This is a genomic window from Thermococcus nautili, assembly GCF_000585495.1.
In the GTDB taxonomy this organism is placed as follows: domain Archaea; phylum Methanobacteriota_B; class Thermococci; order Thermococcales; family Thermococcaceae; genus Thermococcus; species Thermococcus nautili.
Map to the genome: position 1 here is coordinate 299,217 of NZ_CP007264.1, position 16,807 is coordinate 316,023.

At 54.5% G+C, this 16,807-nt stretch carries 18 protein-coding genes and 1 tRNA gene; 10 read left to right on the forward strand and 9 right to left on the reverse strand.

Annotated features, from left to right (window positions below):
* Nucleotides 1-71: 71 nt before the first annotated feature.
* On the forward strand, nucleotides 72-959 hold the full coding sequence (gene map, locus BD01_RS01690) for a type II methionyl aminopeptidase (RefSeq protein WP_042689288.1): 888 nt from the start codon (nucleotides 72-74) through the stop codon (nucleotides 957-959).
* A 209-nt stretch (nucleotides 960-1,168) separates the two neighbouring features.
* Here the strand turns inward: map and BD01_RS01695 are convergent.
* Nucleotides 1,169-1,255 (reverse strand) — tRNA-Ser (locus BD01_RS01695).
* Between the two features lie 136 nt (nucleotides 1,256-1,391).
* Here BD01_RS01695 and BD01_RS01700 point away from each other — a divergent pair.
* Nucleotides 1,392-2,567 (forward strand): CBS domain-containing protein, encoded by a 1,176-nt coding sequence (locus BD01_RS01700; protein ID WP_042689291.1) that lies wholly within the window; start codon nucleotides 1,392-1,394, stop codon nucleotides 2,565-2,567.
* Here the strand turns inward: BD01_RS01700 and BD01_RS01705 are convergent.
* The 3 genes from BD01_RS01705 to BD01_RS01715 are packed head-to-tail and all read right to left on the reverse strand — an operon-like array spanning nucleotide 2,560 to nucleotide 5,698.
* On the reverse strand, nucleotides 2,560-3,675 hold the full coding sequence (locus tag BD01_RS01705) for a DUF835 domain-containing protein (protein WP_042689293.1): 1,116 nt from the start codon (nucleotides 3,673-3,675) through the stop codon (nucleotides 2,560-2,562). The genes BD01_RS01700 and BD01_RS01705 overlap by 8 nt on opposite strands.
* Nucleotides 3,672-4,928 carry a bifunctional sugar-1-phosphate nucleotidylyltransferase/acetyltransferase gene (gene glmU / locus BD01_RS01710; RefSeq protein ID WP_042689294.1) on the reverse strand — a complete coding sequence of 419 codons (1,257 nt, stop codon included), beginning with the start codon at nucleotides 4,926-4,928 and terminating at the stop codon, nucleotides 3,672-3,674. The genes BD01_RS01705 and glmU overlap by 4 nt, the downstream gene beginning before the upstream one ends.
* A complete protein-coding gene (locus BD01_RS01715) occupies nucleotides 4,925-5,698 on the reverse strand; it encodes an undecaprenyl-diphosphate phosphatase (RefSeq protein WP_042689297.1) in 774 nt (257 codons plus the stop codon). Before BD01_RS01715 ends, glmU begins: the two co-directional genes overlap by 4 nt.
* Before the next feature lie 56 nt (nucleotides 5,699-5,754).
* Between BD01_RS01715 and BD01_RS01720 the strand changes: the two genes are divergently transcribed.
* From BD01_RS01720 to BD01_RS01735, 4 genes are read left to right on the forward strand one after another with little or no spacing between them, the layout of a single operon-like run.
* Nucleotides 5,755-6,549: an MBL fold metallo-hydrolase gene (locus BD01_RS01720; RefSeq protein WP_042689298.1), complete on the forward strand. Its 795-nt coding sequence runs from the start codon at nucleotides 5,755-5,757 to the stop codon at nucleotides 6,547-6,549.
* 60 nt (nucleotides 6,550-6,609) lie between these two features.
* Complete coding sequence (locus BD01_RS01725) at nucleotides 6,610-7,680, forward strand: NOG1 family protein (RefSeq protein ID WP_042689300.1); 1,071 nt, start codon at nucleotides 6,610-6,612, stop codon at nucleotides 7,678-7,680.
* A 54-nt stretch (nucleotides 7,681-7,734) separates the two neighbouring features.
* Nucleotides 7,735-7,962, forward strand: a complete 228-nt coding sequence (vapB, locus tag BD01_RS01730) for a type II toxin-antitoxin system VapB family antitoxin (protein WP_042689302.1) — start codon at nucleotides 7,735-7,737, stop codon at nucleotides 7,960-7,962.
* On the forward strand, nucleotides 7,949-8,362 hold the full coding sequence (locus tag BD01_RS01735; protein WP_042689304.1) for a type II toxin-antitoxin system VapC family toxin: 414 nt from the start codon (nucleotides 7,949-7,951) through the stop codon (nucleotides 8,360-8,362). Before vapB ends, BD01_RS01735 begins: the two co-directional genes overlap by 14 nt.
* Before the next feature lie 154 nt (nucleotides 8,363-8,516).
* On the opposite strand, the gene BD01_RS01740 is transcribed toward BD01_RS01735, so the two are convergent.
* Nucleotides 8,517-8,906, reverse strand: a complete 390-nt coding sequence (locus BD01_RS01740; protein WP_042689306.1) for a 30S ribosomal protein S8e — start codon at nucleotides 8,904-8,906, stop codon at nucleotides 8,517-8,519.
* 117 nt (nucleotides 8,907-9,023) lie between these two features.
* Between BD01_RS01740 and BD01_RS01745 the strand changes: the two genes are divergently transcribed.
* Nucleotides 9,024-9,863, forward strand: coding sequence for a hypothetical protein (locus tag BD01_RS01745; protein ID WP_042689308.1), 840 nt, complete (start codon nucleotides 9,024-9,026; stop codon nucleotides 9,861-9,863).
* Here BD01_RS01745 and pyrG read toward each other — a convergent pair.
* The 3 genes from pyrG to BD01_RS01760 form a co-directional block, all read right to left on the reverse strand.
* Complete coding sequence (pyrG, locus tag BD01_RS01750) at nucleotides 9,857-11,455, reverse strand: glutamine hydrolyzing CTP synthase (protein ID WP_042689309.1); 1,599 nt, start codon at nucleotides 11,453-11,455, stop codon at nucleotides 9,857-9,859. The genes BD01_RS01745 and pyrG overlap by 7 nt on opposite strands.
* A gap of 62 nt (nucleotides 11,456-11,517) precedes the next feature.
* Complete coding sequence (locus BD01_RS01755) at nucleotides 11,518-11,895, reverse strand: DUF555 domain-containing protein (RefSeq protein ID WP_042689311.1); 378 nt, start codon at nucleotides 11,893-11,895, stop codon at nucleotides 11,518-11,520.
* Between the two features lie 10 nt (nucleotides 11,896-11,905).
* The gene (locus BD01_RS01760) at nucleotides 11,906-12,193 is read right to left on the reverse strand and encodes a DUF357 domain-containing protein (protein WP_042689314.1); all 288 of its coding nucleotides are present in this window, start codon (nucleotides 12,191-12,193) and stop codon (nucleotides 11,906-11,908) included.
* A 1,103-nt stretch (nucleotides 12,194-13,296) separates the two neighbouring features.
* Here BD01_RS01760 and BD01_RS01765 point away from each other — a divergent pair.
* From BD01_RS01765 to BD01_RS01775, 3 genes are all read left to right on the forward strand, one after another.
* Nucleotides 13,297-13,797 carry a hypothetical protein gene (locus BD01_RS01765; RefSeq protein WP_042689317.1) on the forward strand — a complete coding sequence of 167 codons (501 nt, stop codon included), beginning with the start codon at nucleotides 13,297-13,299 and terminating at the stop codon, nucleotides 13,795-13,797.
* A gap of 68 nt (nucleotides 13,798-13,865) precedes the next feature.
* Entirely contained in the window at nucleotides 13,866-14,126 is a 261-nt protein-coding gene (locus BD01_RS01770; protein WP_042689319.1) for a hypothetical protein, read from the forward strand.
* A 9-nt stretch (nucleotides 14,127-14,135) separates the two neighbouring features.
* Nucleotides 14,136-14,897, forward strand: coding sequence for a 7-carboxy-7-deazaguanine synthase QueE (locus tag BD01_RS01775; RefSeq protein ID WP_042689320.1), 762 nt, complete (start codon nucleotides 14,136-14,138; stop codon nucleotides 14,895-14,897).
* Here BD01_RS01775 and BD01_RS01780 read toward each other — a convergent pair.
* Entirely contained in the window at nucleotides 14,884-16,656 is a 1,773-nt protein-coding gene (locus BD01_RS01780; RefSeq protein WP_156927371.1) for a CGP-CTERM sorting domain-containing protein, read from the reverse strand. The genes BD01_RS01775 and BD01_RS01780 overlap by 14 nt on opposite strands.
* Nucleotides 16,657-16,807 lie beyond the last annotated feature (151 nt).

Genomic DNA, 16,807 nt, shown 5'->3' on the forward strand with positions numbered 1-16,807 from the left:
AGGGTGGCGAGAATAAAAGGTTTTTCGTAAGGTTTAAGGGGAGCCTAACACCACTTGAGTCGGTGGTAGAGGTGGATGAAAGGGAAGCGCTGATTAAGGCCGGCGAGATAGCAAGGAAGGTCAAGGAAGAGGTTGTCGACCTAATCAAACCGGGTACGAAGCTCTACGATATAGCGGAGTTCGTTGAGAGGCGCATAGTCGAACTCGGTGGGAAACCAGCTTTTCCCTGCAACCTCTCGCTCAACGAGGTGGCGGCACACTACACCCCCTACCGTGGCGATGATACCGCCCTTAAGGAGGGAGACTACCTCAAGCTCGACCTCGGCGTTCACGTTGACGGCTACATAGCGGACACCGCGGTGACGTTCCGCGTCGGAATGGAGGAAGACGAGCTCATGGAAGCGGCGAGGGAAGCCCTTGAGAACGCCATAGCAACAGTCAGGGCTGGGGTAATGGTTAGGGACGTCGCGAAGGCCATCGAAGAAACGATACGCGGTAAGGGATTCAACCCGATAGTTAACCTCAGCGGTCACAAGGTCGAGCGCTACAAGCTCCACGCTGGAGTTAGCATTCCCAACGTTTACAGACAGGCGGACACGTACGTTCTCCAGGAGGGAGACGTCTTCGCGATAGAGCCCTTCGCGACGACCGGCGCGGGGCAGGTGATAGAGGTCCCGCCGGCGCTGATTTTCATGTACGTCCGCGACAGACCGGTCAGGATGCTCCAGGCGAGAAGGTTGCTCATGCACATCAAGCGCGAGTACAAGACCCTGCCTTTCGCGTACCGCTGGCTCCAGGGCTTTATGCCGGAGGGACAGCTCAAGATGGCACTCGCACAGCTGGACAAGGCCGGTGCGATATACAGCTACCCGATACTGCGCGAGGTCAGGGGCGGTATGGTGGCACAGTTCGAGCACACGGTCATAGTCGAGAAGGACGGGGCTTACATAACGACGTGAACTCCCTTCTCTTTTGTTTGTCCCAGATGACTACAACATCTCGAGTCCCGCGCTTCTATTGGGGATGTATGAGAAGTGTAGAGTTCTTTCAAACACACGCATGAGTTATGTTTTCTATTTCCCACGTCCGAAGGACGTTTTTGATGTTTGAAAACGATAGAAGGGTAGAAATTTGAGTAGGAACCCCCAAACGGGCTCGGCAGTTTGTTTGGCGCCGGGGCAGGGATTTGAACCCTGGTGGGCGGACGCCCACGGGATCTCGAGTCCCGCGCCTTCCCAGGCTAGGCTACCCCGGCGCGGTCTTTGGTTTGCTAACCGGTTTTATAAATCTTTCCGCGAAAACTTTATTAACCTAAGTTAACTAAAATGTCGCCGGTTGCAAAGGTTTAAATCCCAGGAGAACCAATATATAAATTGCAGGAGGTGGCAGAAATGGTCGGAATTCAGGTGCAGAAGGTAATGACGGACAGGTTCCAGAAGATAGACATCGACGCCCCCCTTTCTGAGGCGATAGGAATCTTCGAAAAGGAAGACCCCGACCTCATTCTGGTGTTTGATGGAAACCTGTACAAAGGCGTTCTGACCCAGGACTTGATTATCCGCTCCCACCTCAAGTGGGACCCAACCAAGGCCAAGGTTAGGGACGTTTACAAACCTGCTCCGGTTATAAAGCCTGACGAGGACTTGAGCAAAGCGGCAAAGCTCATGATGGAGGTTGACCTCCGCTCCCTTCCCGTCGGGGAGAGCAAAGCTGAAATCATCGGTGTTATAAACGATATAGCCGTTCTCGATAGGGTCGCCGAGACCGAGTTCGGTAAGAAGACCGTCGAGGAGTTCATGACAAAAGACGTCATAACCCTCAAGCCGGACGACACCGTCGCCAAGGCCCTCGCGACGATGCGCGACCACGCGATATCGAGGATTCCGATAGTTGACGAGGAGGGAAGACTCGAAGGCCTCGTCACGCTCCACGACCTAATCGTTAGGTTCATCAAACCCCGCTTCAGGGCCAAGGCCGGTGAGCTGGCCGGTGAGAAGATACCACCCTTCAGCATGCCCCTCCGCGACGTGATGATTAGGGGAGTCATAACCATACTCCCGGACGCGAAGGTCAGGGAAGCGGTCGCCACGATGAAGGACAACGATATAGACGGCCTCGTCGTCGTCAACGAGAACAACAAGGTCGTCGGAATACTCACCGTCAAGGACCTGCTCCTGCCCATCTCGAAGATGACGGAGAAGGAGGCAAGGTTCTACCTCCAGCTTGGCGGTGACGCCTCGATACTCAGCGACTTCACGAGGGAAAGGATAATCGAGGACATCAAGCGCTTCGTCGACGGCTACGAAGATTTACTCGGCCAGGAGGGCATAATATACCTCTACATCAGGCGCTTCCCGGAGAAGTTCAGGGGAGTTCACCTCTACCAGGCTAGGATGAGGGTCGTCACCGACAGGGGCGTCTTCGTTGCCACCGGCGAAACCTGGGGAGCGATACAGGCGGTTCACGACGCTTTGAGGGCCATCGAGAGGCAGCTCCTCCAGAAGGCAGAATTGGAAAAGGACACGCGCTACGCCAAGAGGTTCCTCGAAAAGCTCGGCCTCAGCTGAGCTCCTCGAACTCCCTTTCTATTATCCTTCTCTGTTTCTCGTTGAGAACCTCCAGGTTTATCACAAGAACGAGTGCTCCTCCCTCTGCAACAACCCTGTCCTTAAGGTTCAGCAGGAACTTAACTGCGTTCTCGAAGCCGTTCTCAAGCATTAAGTACTCGAAGGCCTCGACGTATATCGTTCTGTAACCCTGGGCCAGCGCACGGGCTATTAAATCGGTGAGGATTTCAATTTTCGTCGGGCTTATGGCGTAAACCTGTGGTCTCTCCTCCAGCTTGCCCTCCTTCGCGCGCGTGACCCAGAACACGAGGGTCTCAGGATTCAACGAGTTCTTTAAAGTTCTCAGGTCTTCCCTTGTTAGGACGACGGTTCCGGGCATGGCCCACAGCTTGCCGAGCTTTCTGAAGGCCTCTTCTCTTGAGCGGAAGAGGAAGACTCCTTTCTGGGGGGAAAGTTCTCCGTCCGCTTTGACGGGGGTTACGGGATAGAACACGAACTTCACCGCGCCAATAGCGGCAATCAGGCGGAACATTCCCCCAAGGAAAAACCCTATGGGCGCAAACCAATCTATGAACCTCGTGACGGGGTAGGTTATGTTGAGGGCGCCAAGCAGAATTAGACCCCAGGGGAACATTGCCTCAGGCGTTCCGCGAGAGATAACGTATTTATCCAGAACCCAGCCGAGGTAGACAAGCGACCCTCCGAGAACCAGGGAGGGAAGCACTGCCTCTTGGGTTGGGCTCTTGAAAACATCTGTCGCAAGAAGAAAGAGCCAGATGTACGAGGCAACAGCTAGAATGGAGATGTAAACCGTGTGCCTGAAATCGGTCTTCCCGTACTTCAGATGGAACGCCCCCCAGATTATCAGAATTCCAAAGAAGAAGTTTGGAATCTTGGCGGCTATAACGTAAGCCTGGGGATTTATATGGACACCCAAGGGGGCCAGAATGTAATCTTCGATTCCAATTGCGTCTATGAAGAACGCGGTGCTAATCAAAACCCACCCTTTGTCCCTAGTTTCATAGGCTTTGTAAGCAACGGCAACGAAAAGTACCCACCTTGAAATAAAGTTGAGGTAGGGTATGAGGTTGCTTCCAGGGATGCTCATTTCTCCATCACCAACTTCTCCTGCCTCACTACCACGAGGCTGTTTGGCGGGACGTTGCGGTCAACGATAACGCCCGGCCCTATAAAAGAGTTGCTCCCAATCTTCCTGCCCGGATAGATGCTGACGTTGATACCAACCTTTACGTTGTGTCCGATTATCGCCCCGAGCTTGTGCCTGCCGCTGTCCTCGAGCTTCCCCTTGATTTCAACCTTGACGTTGCCCCTGTCATGCCTCAGGTTTGCCGTTATCGTCCCCGCGCCGAGGTTCGTGTTTTCTCCTATTATCGAGTCGCCGACGTAGTTGAGGTGCGGTGCGTTGCTGTTGTCCATTATGATGGAGTTCTTGACTTCAACCGCGTTGCCGATGTGGCAGTTGTCGCCTATGCTCGTGTACGGCCTTATGAAGCAGTTCGGCCCTATCCGGGAGTTCCTGCCAATCTTCACGGGCCCGATTATGTAGGCCCCACTCCTGACGACGGTTCCCTCGCCGATTTCAACGGGGGGAACTATCACCGCCCCTTCCTCGACCGTTCCTCTAATCTCGTGCCTGAGCCTGTTCTTGAGCAGGTATTCGTTGAGCTCGAGTAAATTCCACGGCCTTCCGACGTCGTTCCAGTAGCCGTCGTAGGGAACCGCCACAACCTTAAGCCCGGCGTCAATCATGAGGTTAATCGTGTCGGTTATCTCGTACTCCCCGCGCTCACTCAGGCCGGTTTTCTCTATGAAGTCGAAGACGCTCGAACGGAAGGCGTAGATGCCGAGGTTGGCGTAACCCGCTATTTTGCCGGGCTTTTCGGCTATGCGCGTTACCCTTGAGCCTTCAACCTCGACCTTGCCGAAGTGACTCAAATCCTCGAAGTGCTTGACGACGATGGCGACGTCCGCTTTCTCCCTCCTGAAGGCCGAGACGAGCTCCCTAACCGCCTCCTCCTCGAAGTAGATGTCACCGTTTGCAACTATAAACTCGTCCTCCACGCTCTCCCTGGCGCTCTCTATGGCCTTCGCCGTTCCCTCTCCGGGCAACTGCTCCACGTAGGTTATCGGCTTGCCCCCGAACTCGTCTCCAAGGGTCTTCTTTATCCACTCGCTCCGATACCTAACCACAATCACGAACTCGTCAACGAACGGGTACAGGTTCTCGAGGACGTACTCGATTATCGGCCGGTTGGCGACCTTGAGAACCACCTTCGGCCTGTCGTCCGTGAGGGGGCGGAGCCTTTCACCCTTTCCAGCTGCGAGGATTACACCCTTCACGTTATCACCTCCAGAGCGTAGACAACGACGGCAACCAAACCGAAGAGGATTAGGAAGTATCTTCCGTTTTTCTCGGCCATGCGCTCAAGGAGGGGCATCAGCAACAGGCTCCCGAAGAAGGCAGAGGCAAAGGCAGTGAAGGGAACCCACGCCGGGTCGCTCGACTGCCAGCTCCCGAGCTGGACGAGACGAAGGATTAGGTATGCCGGTGCCACCATGAAACCCCACTGAAGGGCTTTCTTGGCGCTGTGGCCGGGCAGAAGGAGCCCGAGGGTGACTGTGCCCGTTCTCGTGAGGGGGCCGAGCAGGGCAAAGCCCTGAAGGATTCCGGCGGAGATGGAGTCGAGTATGCTCGGCTGTTCCGGGAGCTTTCTGTCAAGCTCTTTGAGCGGGTTCTTCGTCGGGTTGAGGGCCGCGAGGAGAACTATGGCAACCCCCACGAGGGCGTTAACTACCGTGGAGACCTCGGCCGAAACCCTGCATGAAAAGCTCGAGACTGGGAGCCCTATCAGAACCGTGAAGAGGGTCGCAAAGAAGAGGTACTTAAGCTCGGCCTCGTAGATGCCCTTCATCGCTTCAAGAAGGAGCCTCGAAAACCTCTCCCTGAAGCGGAACAGAACGGCGAACGTTACACCGAGGTAGGCCGGAACGAGGAAGGAGGAATAGCCCTCGACCAGCGAGGAGACCCAGTTCGCCTCGGGGCTGAGGGGAAGCCACGACGTCAGCGCAACGATGAGCCCCGAGAGGAGCGCTTCTATAGGCGTGCCCATATCTACCACAGCTTGATTTAAAACGGGGAGAACATAAACTTTTCGTGGTGGTGGAAATGAAGGTTACCATCATCTACGAAAACCATTCCGGCTTCAGAAAGGGCCTCCTCGGCGGGCACGGCTTCTCGGCCCTCGTGGAGCACGGGAGCGTTAGGGTGCTCGTCGATACTGGAACGGACGGTAGAGTCCTTCTCAACAACATGGAAGCTCTGGGAATCGAGCCGGACTCGATAGACTACCTCTTCATTACCCACGGCCACTACGACCACACCGGGGGCTTGAAGGCCCTCCTGGAGGCACGCTCGAAGCCGCTGAAGGTAATCGCCCACCCCGGAATCTTCCAGAGGAGGATTGCCCTGAAGCCGAGGAGGAGAGAGATAGGGATTCCCTTCACGCGGGAGGAGCTTGAGGGGCTCGGCGCCGAGTTCGTTCTGAAGGAAAAGCCCTTTGAGTTCGCCGAGGGCTTCATGAGCTCCGGCGAGATTGAAAGACTGACCTGGGACAGGGCCGTCGGCTACTTCCCCGATGGAACGAAGGACCCTGTGAAAGACGATATGGCGCTCATCCTCGACCTCGGCGATTCAACGGCCGTAATCACCGGTTGCGGGCATTCGGGGGTTATCAACATCGTCAGGCACGCCGAGAAGGTCAGCGGAAAGCCGGTGAAGGCCCTAATCGGCGGACTGCACCTGATTGGCGCGAAGGAGGAACTGCTTGAAGACGTCCTCAAAAACGTCAAAGCCAGGCTCTACGCGGGCCACTGCACGGGGCTTGAGAGCTTCGCCTACCTCCGCTGCCGGCTCGGGGAACGGGTCGAACCCCTGCACGTGGGCAAGGTCATCGAGCTTTAGCGAACCTTTAAATACTCGGCGGAGAAGGCAAGCACCGCGAGAGAAAGGAGGGTGAGAGAGATGAAGAATCCGTTTGAGAAGATGCCAACTGTCCTTACCGCTGACGAGCTCATCGACAAGGCCTTCAGGAGGGCCGAGAGGGCTGCATCAGCCTACAACCCGCCCGGCGGGAAGGTCGCGAAGGCAAGACAGCGAGAAGAGCTCAGAGTTAGAACCGTCTCGAACGTCGTTCGCGACAACCTCAGGAAGATACTCGACAGGACGCCGGGCGTTTCGACGCTCCCGAAGTTCTATCAGGAGTTGGTTGATACTCTCGTCGATAGGGACCAGTTTCACAAATCCCTCGCGAGGGTCAACTGGGCGATAAAGACCATCAGGAACCTCGAACAGCGCCACGTCGAGAAGATACGCTACGAGCGCGACCCGAAGGAAATAGCCAAGCTCCGGAGGGCCTTCTACGGCCGAGTTGCGGACATACTCCACGAGATTGACGACGATTTACGCTATCTGAATCAGGCAAGAAACGTTCTCAAGGAGTTGCCAGTCGTCGATTTGGAGCTCCCGACGGTCGTCATAGCCGGCCACCCGAACGTCGGCAAGAGCACTCTCCTTCGTGCCCTGACCAACGCGAAGCCAGAGGTTGCGAGCTATCCGTTCACGACGAAGGGCATAAACGTTGGCCAGTTCGAGGAGCACTACCTCCGCTACCAGGTCATAGACACGCCCGGTCTGCTCGACAGACCTCTCAGCGAGAGGAATGAGGTTGAGAAGCAGGCGATACTCGCTTTGAAGCACCTCGGAGACGTCATCGTCTACATCTTCGACCCGAGCGAGTACTGCGGCTTCCCAATCGAAGAGCAGATGCACCTCTTCGAGGAGATACTGAACGAGTTCGGCGAGTTTCCGTTCATAGTGGCGATAAACAAGGTAGACATAGCGGACGAGGAGAAAACTAAGGCCGTCGAGGAGTTCGTTAAGGCCAAAGGACTTGAGCCCGTTAAGATTTCTGCCCTAACTGGTGAGGGCCTCGACGAGCTGAAAGAGAGGGTAATAGCTGTCGTCGAGCCGAAGGCGAGGGAGCTGGCGAAGAAGATTATGGAAAAAGAGCTCTCGAAGTTCAGGGAAGGATAAGGTAGTGCGGAACTTTTATATTTTGTAATACCAATTTCTCTTTTGGTGAACTACATGGGCTCCGCGGTGATGAGCATAAGGATTCCGCAGGAACTCAGGCGGGAGATGAAGAAGTACGACATCAACTGGAGCGAGGAGATAAGGGAGTTCATTCGGAAGAGGATTGAGGAGGAAGAGAAAAAACGGGCCCTTCAGGAGGTCATAGAACTCGTCGAGTCACTTCCCGGAGTCCCCGAAGGGACAGCAAAACGGCTCGTGAGGGAGGACCGTGAGGGTCATTGACACCTCAGCCCTCTGTAAATTTCTCCTGAATGAGAGCGGGTGGGAAAAGGTCATACCCCACCTTCAGCCCGAGAACGATGCCCGAACTGTTGAGATGCTCATCACCGAGTGCGCCAACGTCATCTGGAAGAACGTTAGGATACACAAAACTCTCCAGAGGGAGGAAGGAGAGAGGCTTCTCGATGCCCTTTGGCTTCTCGTTGATAAGGGAGTCATAACAGTTGAGGAGAACCGAAAATACCTTCGGGAAGCCTTTGAACTGAGTGTTGAGCACGGCATAGCGGTCTACGATGCCCTCTTCATAGCGCAGGCCAAGGAACTCAACGCAACCCTCGTTACCTGCGACGAGAAGCAGGGGCGGATAGCCGAGAAGCTTGGGGTCAACGTGGTAGTCCTATGATACCTGCAATTTACTGTTAACATCGTAAACTCCGGGAACTTTACGCTACCGTTAACTTTTTTGAGGTTTACGGTGTTAACGGTGCAATACTGTTTTCTTCAAATCCCCACAAAATCACACTCAGAACAAGACCAAAGGCAAATTAAGAAAAAGTTCAGGCCTCCTCCTTGAGGAGAACCGCGTTGACAACTCCGTCCTGGCCGGGCCTGCTGGTGACGACGGCCTTGCCAATCTCGGTCTGGATGATGGCGCCCTTGGTGATGATGTTTCTCCTCGCGTACTGCCTGTTGGCCGGGTTCTCGATGACGTTGAGTATCTTGACCTTCTTGCCCTTACCACCGTCGAAGACGTTCGCGTAGAGGGCCTCGACGAGGCGAACCTTCCTGTTACCGCCGTAGGTCCTGATTATCTTCCTCCTCTCCCTGTCCTCGGCGACCCTGGTGTTAGCCGGCTCTCTTCCGAGCTCCCTCTTCCTCTTCTTCCTCGCGAGGACAATCCTTCCACCTGAGGGCTTTTTAAGTGACCTTCCCTGCCAGATAGCCATTTATCTCACCTCGATTAGCCTGATGAACCCATCGCCACTTTCGGGGGTTCGTTTATAAGCTTTTCTTAGGGACAACGCTTTTAAACGCTTCCGTCGTTACTAACATCGGTGGTGTATATGGGAGCGCTGGATGCCTTTTCAAAGGCCTTCTCCCTCGTCGCGGAGAACAAGAGGGCCTACCTCCTCGTCCTCGTGGCGTTACTGCTTCTGTCAGCTCTGAGTTTCTCTCAGTTCACTCACTCGAATGAGGCAATTGTTAGAGAGAAAGCCTACTCAAACGTTCTCTTCGAGGAGTATGGAACGACCTCTACCTCCCCCGATGCTCTGATTCATGAGCTTGAAGCTTCCCTCTTGGAGCTGTTCATCACTGTAATTGTGCTCTCCCTCGTTGAGTACAGCGTTGTTAAGGCTTACTTCCTCTCGCTTGAGGACGAAGATTATTCCCTTCTCGAACTTCTCACAGAAGCCGTTCCAAGGATTCCGGCGGTGATACTGGTCAACATCCTCGCGTACATAACGGCGCTTCTTGTTGCTGCTATACCCCTTGTACTCCTCCTCGTAGGTGCGGCCACTTTGAATCTTCCCATCGCGTTCTTTGGTCTGTTGCTGTTCTTTGCAATTCTCCCGGTAATTCTGACGTTCTTTGTCCTCGTTGTTCCCGCGTACGTTGAGAGCGAGGGCATTGGGGCGTTTGTTGAGGCTTTTGGACTTACCTTTAAGAACCTTCTCAGCAGTTTCGGTTACGGTGTTCTTTCGTTCATTCTCGCCTTCGGACTCGCCCTCCTGATGGCGCCGCTCCTCATCCCCTTCATGTTCTCCAACGCTAATCCGCTTGTGATTGCTGTTGTTGAGGCTCCCTTCAAAGCCCTTTTCGTGTGCTTCCTCTGGGCAGGAGGGGTTCTCCTCTACAGGGACTTCAAGGGGATTAAGGGGAGAAAAGAGGAGTTCCTTTACTGATACCTTTTCTTTTTCGCGGCCTCGACTAGCCCCTTGAAGACCGGCGCCGGGTTCATGGGCCTCGACTTGAACTCGGGGTGGAACTGGGTCGCTATGAAGTAGCTGTGCTCCGGCAACTCAAGTATCTCCATCCTCCTCTCGTCGTCGCCCGCGATTCCGCTGAAGACAAGGCCCGCCTCCTCAAACTTCTCGATGTAGTCAGGGTTGACCTCCCAGCGGTGCCTGTGCCTCTCGTAAACTATCTCCCTGCCGTAGAGCCTCTTCGCGAGGGTGTTCGGCTTTATGTGAACCGGGTAAGCGCCGAGCCTCATAGTCCCGCCGAGCCTGTCAAGGTCCCTCTGCTCCGGCATCAGGTCAACGACAGGATAAGGCGTCTGCGGGTCTATCTCCGTCGAGTGCGCCCCCTTGAGCCCGAGAACGTTCCTCGCGAACTCAACGACCGTCAGCTGGAAGCCGAAGCAGATTCCGAGGAACGGGATGTCGTTCTCCCTCGCGTAGCGTATCGCCATCATCTTGCCCTCGCTTCCGCGCGCTCCGAAGCCTCCGGGAACGATTATGCCGTCAACGCCCTCGAGGAGCTTAACGCCCTCCCTCTCGACGTCCTCGGCCTCAATCCATCTGATTTTGACCTTGACGTCGTTGGCGACGCTCGAGTGCTTCAGGGCTTCCTTAATGCTGAGGTAGGAATCCGCCAGCCTGACGTACTTCCCTACGATTGCAATCTCGACCTCCTTATCAAGCGCCTTATACTTCTCCACCATCTCGCGCCACTCATCAAGGCTGGGCTCCCTCTCGGGAAGGCCGAGCCTCCTCACGAGGTACCTCGCAAGTCCCTCCTTCTCGAGCATTAAAGGCACTTCGTAGGTGTCCTCGACGTCGTAGGCACTGATTACCGCCTCCTCGGGAACGTTGGTGAAGAGGCTTATCTTCCTCCTCGCGCTTTCCTCAAGGGGCTCCTCGGAGCGAGCCACTATCGCGTCGGGCTGAATTCCAAGAGAGCGCAGTTCCTTGACGCTGTGCTGGGTGGGCTTTGTCTTCTGCTCGCCGACGACCTTGAGCTTGGGCACGTAGGTGACGTGGACGAAGGCGACGTTCTCTCTTCCTTCCTCGAGTTGCATCTGTCTCGCGGCTTCAAGGAAAGGCATCCCCTCGATGTCTCCCACCGTTCCGCCGATTTCGACGATAACGACGTCGTAGTCCCTCGCGATTCTTCTTATGCGCTCCTTTATCTCGTTGGTGATGTGCGGAATCACCTGGACGGTCGCGCCGAGGTATTCGCCCTTCCGCTCCTTCTCGATGACGGCAGAGTAAACCTTCCCCGTGGTTATGTTGTGGTCGAAGCTCAGGCTCGTGTCTAAGAAGCGCTCGTAGTTTCCGAGGTCGAGGTCAACTTCACCGCCGTCGTCGAGAACGAAGACCTCACCGTGCTGGTAGGGGTTCATCGTTCCCGCGTCGTAGTTGAGGTAGGGGTCAATCTTGATGTTCGTCGTTCTGAAGCCCCTTGCCTTCATGAGCATGCCGAGAGAAGCGCTGGTGATTCCTTTCCCGAGACCGCTGACGACACCACCCGTAACAAAGATGAACTTCGTCATGGCAAAACCTCCAGAGGTTATGTGGGGCTTTGATGGAAGGGTGTTTAAAAAATTAACTTAACTCAGAGCTCGGCCTCGATGCCGTCTTCCTCGTCCTCCTCGAGCTCCCGAATCTCGTAGACCTTGAGGGGGACCTTCTTGAGGGCCTTGCCGACGACGGCCTTGGCTATCCTCTCGGCGTGCTCTATCGTCTGGGCGTTGTAGACCTTGAGCGTTAGATACATGCCGACGAGGCCTACGTTCCCGATTACGAAGGCGCTCTCGAAGTGCGCCCCGCAGACGGGACACTGGGAGTAGCCGAGCTCAACGCGGACGAAGTCAAGCTTCTCCCTGTTGAGTGCCTTCGTTACCTTGCTCACGGCCACGTTTATCGCGTCCTCGCTCGTCTCAACGTCCCTCACGATGATAGGCGCCTCGAGAACCACCAGATAGTCTCCCATCTCGCTCACCTCACCCGAATGCGAAAAGCCTGTCGTCTTCACCCCTAAATACGCCGAGCCTCACGCCGGCATCTATGAACCCGTGTGCGTAGTTCAGCGCGGCAAAGGCCGTGACGTAGTCGCCCTTCTCGTAGTAGTACCTTGCGTCCTCAAAATAGCTCTTTGCCATCGTCAGGAAGTCCATCGCAACCGCGTGGAGAAGGCTCTTCTCGTGAACGGCTACCTCAAGTCGCTTGAGGGCCTCTTCGGTGATTCTAAAATACTTCTGGAGCTTCTCATCGGTTACCTCGCGCTCCACACCGCTCGCCTCGGTCGTGCTTTGAAAGTCCTCTTATAAACCTTACCTCAAAACTTTGCTGGGCAAAGTTTTATCAAAGTTTGTAGCTTCTTCTAAAGCGCTAAGTTTTGAGTGATTTTCTAATCACCTAGCTCTTTTGAGAGGGAAAACTTTTCAGTTTGCTCCTTTACTGTGGGTTTACCTTTAAATCGACGCCCGACGGGCGTCAAGAAAGAAGTAAACCCCTTGGAAAGGCTTTTTTGGTGTGTTCTCCTTTTGAAAAGTGCAATTTTGCAAGCAAAATCTGCTCTACTTGAGCCTTGGATTGGGAGCTACTAACTTTTGGTGAAGCTTTTTCTAAAAACTTCAATCACCGACCTTGGTCAAACTCTGTGGGACTTTCGTCCCTCGCGTCGAGCAAAGCTCGACGTTGCGCAGGCGAGCAAGCTTTAGGAAAGCTTGACCAAAGAAGTTCCCTTCTCACCAACGGGGCAAAAAGTCAGTCGTGCACTATCGAGTTGAATAGTTCAACGCGAGTTTAAAATTAGTAGGGACTCAGCGAAACAGTTTCAACGTATTTTTGGCGTCCTCCGGACGCCGTTTATAGAGTGAAACTCTCTCCAAAGAGCAAGTCAAAAAGAAACTCCTTGCAAACTGTTGAATTTCAAAAAAGCACCTAACCTTCCGCCAGCGCTGAAACTTTGCCTTCGCAAAGTTTCATCAAAGTTTGTGATTCTTTTTGTAGGGGTTCCCTTGGGAGTGTTTGCGCTTTTAACGGCTTTTTGGAATGCGAATTCCTAAATTTTGGAAGCTTTCTTGCTTGGGTTTACTTTTTATCGCGCTCCGGAGGAGCGCTTTTAGAGAAACCCCTTCCAGAGGGTTCCTTGAAGAGAATTCTCTGAGAGTACCCAATCCAATTGAGAGTGCAAACTTCTTAGAGTTGCGTTTTTAGAAAAGAATCACCGACCTTGGTCAAACTTCGCGCAGGCGAAGTTTGTAAGGGGGGCAGTAGGGGTTGTCGCCCCCCTGGGGGTCCCGACGTCATCGCAACCCCGTACTCGTCGGGCAGATGAAGTAGGGCAAAGGTCTTATAACCTTCACCCCAACCGAGAACGGTGCGAAATATGGGTGGAACAGTGAGCAAGATAATCCGCTTCCGCGACGAGGAGGAGTTCATAGAGGATATAGACTTCGCCCTTGAGCGCTTCTCGTATCTGGCGAGCAAGTACGGCCACAACCCGGTTGGGGGAATCGTCCTCTGGGACAGCATAGCGGTTAGGGACGACGAAGGGATAAAGCTCTTCCGCGTCGGTGAGTTCCCCTACTTCGAGGGGACTCTAAGGCTCGACCTCGAAACGCTCCGCGTCATGGAGCGCTACTTTGACGAGCTTGAGAGCAGGTGGGACGAGCTCACCGTTGAGGAGATAAACTACTTCGTCGAGATGCTCAACGAGGCTTTAGGTGAGGAGAGGGTTTACTACGACGCCTACTCGCTCGGCCTCGACAGGAACACCGCCTACATAATCCTCGATTTGGTTGCGCTCAACTACCTTGAGAGTGTTCTTGACGGGAAGGACAGGGAAATATTTGAGGAGGCCGTTGAGGTTCTGCTCAAGTACATCTAAGCGGTTGATGAATTGTTTAATTACAGAGTTACATAATCCTTTGATTGAACAATCGCGGGGTGATATCGGTGCTCTTCAAGAAGAAAGGCGTCTTCACTGATGAGGACGCGAGGAAGGTAATCGAGGAGATGAGCAAACATCCGGAAGAGAAGGAGCTCATAGTGATGGCCGAAGCAGTTACGGCCGAGGCAAAAAGGCGCCTCTGGGACTACGCGAGGGCAGTAAAGCTGATGGCCGACATGACGGGCGAGGAGAGGGAAGTTCGCGTTGAAATCCTCGAGGGCTACGTGAGTGAGAAGGTGAAGGGAATAGACGTTGAGACCCTGTGAGGTGTGACAATGAAACTCATAATGGCCGAGGTCTTCAACAGCTGGCAGGGCGAAGGAGGAAGCGTTCCGGGAAGTGCCTTTGGGAGGAGGCAGATTTTTGTCCGCTTCGCCGGTTGCGACCTCCACTGTGCCTGGTGCGACTCAAGGGAGTTCATTGACGCATCTCGCGTTTCGCGGTGGCGCTACGAGGTCGAGCCCTTCACCGGAAGGTTTGAGTACAGGCCAAACCCAGCTGAGTTTGATGAGGTCGTTGAAGCCATTACTCGCCTCGACACGGGTGATATACACTCGATAAGCTACACCGGGGGAGAGCCAACCATTCAGGTGAAACCCCTGAAGGTCCTCATGGGAAAGATGAAGGAGCTCGGCTTCGACAACTTCCTCGAAACACACGGCGGACTCCCGGAGCTCATAAGAGAGGTCGCCCCGCTCACCGACTACGCGAGCGTTGACATAAAGGACGAGACCGCTAAAGCGACCGAGGACTGGCGCTCCCTGGTTCTCCGCGAGGTTGAGAGCATCAGGATTCTGAAGGAAGCCGGGGCCAAGGTTTACGCCAAGCTCGTGGTCACTTCAGAGACAAAGGTTGAGAACGTCCGCTGGTACGCTGGGCTTCTAAAGGGCCTTGCTCCCCTTGTAATCCAGCCGAGGGAGCCGATTGATATCAGCCAGGTGAGGCTGATGGAACTTTACCGCGAAGCTTCGCTCATCATGGGGCGGAAGAACGTTGGACTGAGCTTCCAGGTTCACAAGTACCTCAACGTTCTCTGAGGATGGCGAGCAGGGCGATAAGGACCATTAACCCGGGTCCACAGATTGATTTAGCCTCGCTTCTCTCCGGCGTTTTTCCGGTGTTTGAGCCGGTGGAATTGGTGGTTCCCCCAGTGCCCGTGGAGGAAGCCGTTAGGTTCGTGGAGGTGGTAACACTCGTCTTCTCACGAGGCGCCTTACTGTACTCCACGAGTTCGGGGTAAATGGTAAAGTTGCCCCCCACCCTAAAGAGGCCGTAGACTGTGCCGTTGGTAAGGAAGGCGTATACCGGCCAGAGCGAGCAGGTTGGGAGTATTCTTTTTCCAACTTTCGCGTATCCTGCGGGAAGCCCGTAAAAGCTGACCGAATATCGCTCGGGGTAAACAAGCACTCCGCCCTTGACCGGAACGTATTCCAAGACCGGAGTTGAGAGGAAGTATTTGGAGTAATGGGAGACGTTGGAAAGCCTGGTTCCCTTTGTTGAATCCCTCATCATCTTCTTCCAGGTTTCTGGTGATACGGAACCTGCCTTAACCCATTCCCTCTTTTCGGGCATGAGGCGTATCAGCGTGACGTTTTTCGAGTTGTTCATCGAGACGCCCAGGTAGGGGGTTCCGTTCACAAAAGTCACGCCGAGGTGGAAGATTTCCTCATCGGCACCGCCGAAGTAGAAGGCCGGGTTGCCGTCCTCGTCCTCCTCAGGCGGGTTGAAGGTTCTCAGTATGGAACTCAGGTTTACCTGGAAAAGCCTGCCGTCGTAGCCGAAGAGGAGGGTGTAGTGTATGTCCGCCGGAACGTTGGGGCCACCAGGGATTAGGATTCCGCTGGCGGACAGGTTCAGGAGAAAGAGGGCGAAGGTGCCGTTTGTGAACCCGCTGACGTTGACGCTGACATTGTGGGGAGCGACGTAGACGTAGGAGTAATTCCTTCCTCCCGTGAGCTCAACGGGTGGTTCCACCGGCCTGGGGAGTTCAAGGTTCGAGGGGGAGCAGGCGTAGTAATAGCATCCCCAATCCCCCTTCCTTCTCTCCGTTTTGAGCTCCAATACAGGTTTCATGCTCCCGTTGCGGTAGGCGAGAATCAGTGGCGGGGCGCTCGGAGTTGAGCCGTTGAAAACCAAGGGTATTATCGGGGAAACGTAATTCCCCGTCGCGCGAAATTCCTCGGGTATGAATTTATCGCAGTCCACGAACTCGGCCTGGGGGAAGTAGACGTAGATTGTTCCCTTGTAAACGAATCCTCTCATTCTCGAAACGACGTCTGGCGTGCCGTTAAATTTCGCCAGGAGGGGTTTGAGGTCCGGGGAATAGGTGTAGTTCTGGGTGAACGTCCCGGTGATGTTGAGAACCGAGAGGTACTTTTCGAGAACGCCAAACGAAAACGAGACGTTGGAGCCGTTCAGCACCACGACCGACCCGTTCAGGAGCTTTAGGGGGTATGTTTTCAGCGGGATTCCATCAACACCGCCGAGCCTTCCGACCGCGCGCCCATTCTCGATGGTATAGTGAACCGTAAAATCGAGGGCCCCGGTGTCCAGACACTGAAGCCTGTCGGTTAGGCTTGAAATCGGACACATTCCTTCGTAGAACTGGTAGAAGTAGTAGACGTCCAGCTCGAAGACGAGGGTCCCGTTGACGATGTAGGGGGTCGTGGCGAAGAGAACGGGGTCCGGCAGTTCGACCTCTGGCGGACAGGTACTCTTTCCCGAAACTTCGTGGGGGTGATACGTTAGAGACACCATCAGGAGGAGCATCAGGACAATACCTTTCATTTTTGACATTTTACTCGCCACAGTTGTTTCTCACCAAACGTTTAAAAGCATTTGGTCAACCTTCTTTGGCGATGATGACATTGGCCTTTGGGGTGACCGATGCCCGGAAAACCCACCTGAGCCATAAAGCTTAAATCTTTGCATCTTCTCCTTATCTTGG

What these genes read in the sequence shown, in the direction of transcription:
- BD01_RS01700 (WP_042689291.1), top strand. Translation starts at nt 1,392, where the DNA reads ATGGTCGGAATTCAGGTGCAGAAGGTAATGACGGACAGGTTCCAGAAG.
- BD01_RS01705 (WP_042689293.1), bottom strand. Translation starts at nt 3,675, where the DNA reads ATGAGCATCCCTGGAAGCAACCTCATACCCTACCTCAACTTTATTTCA.
- BD01_RS01715 (WP_042689297.1), bottom strand. Translation starts at nt 5,698, where the DNA reads ATGGGCACGCCTATAGAAGCGCTCCTCTCGGGGCTCATCGTTGCGCTG.
- BD01_RS01720 (WP_042689298.1), top strand. Translation starts at nt 5,755, where the DNA reads ATGAAGGTTACCATCATCTACGAAAACCATTCCGGCTTCAGAAAGGGC.
- BD01_RS01725 (WP_042689300.1), top strand. Translation starts at nt 6,610, where the DNA reads ATGAAGAATCCGTTTGAGAAGATGCCAACTGTCCTTACCGCTGACGAG.
- vapB (WP_042689302.1), top strand. Translation starts at nt 7,735, where the DNA reads ATGGGCTCCGCGGTGATGAGCATAAGGATTCCGCAGGAACTCAGGCGG.
- BD01_RS01740 (WP_042689306.1), bottom strand. Translation starts at nt 8,906, where the DNA reads ATGGCTATCTGGCAGGGAAGGTCACTTAAAAAGCCCTCAGGTGGAAGG.
- BD01_RS01745 (WP_042689308.1), top strand. Translation starts at nt 9,024, where the DNA reads ATGGGAGCGCTGGATGCCTTTTCAAAGGCCTTCTCCCTCGTCGCGGAG.
- pyrG (WP_042689309.1), bottom strand. Translation starts at nt 11,455, where the DNA reads ATGACGAAGTTCATCTTTGTTACGGGTGGTGTCGTCAGCGGTCTCGGG.
- BD01_RS01755 (WP_042689311.1), bottom strand. Translation starts at nt 11,895, where the DNA reads ATGGGAGACTATCTGGTGGTTCTCGAGGCGCCTATCATCGTGAGGGAC.
- BD01_RS01765 (WP_042689317.1), top strand. Translation starts at nt 13,297, where the DNA reads ATGGGTGGAACAGTGAGCAAGATAATCCGCTTCCGCGACGAGGAGGAG.
- BD01_RS01775 (WP_042689320.1), top strand. Translation starts at nt 14,136, where the DNA reads ATGAAACTCATAATGGCCGAGGTCTTCAACAGCTGGCAGGGCGAAGGA.
- BD01_RS01780 (WP_156927371.1), bottom strand. Translation starts at nt 16,656, where the DNA reads ATGTCAAAAATGAAAGGTATTGTCCTGATGCTCCTCCTGATGGTGTCT.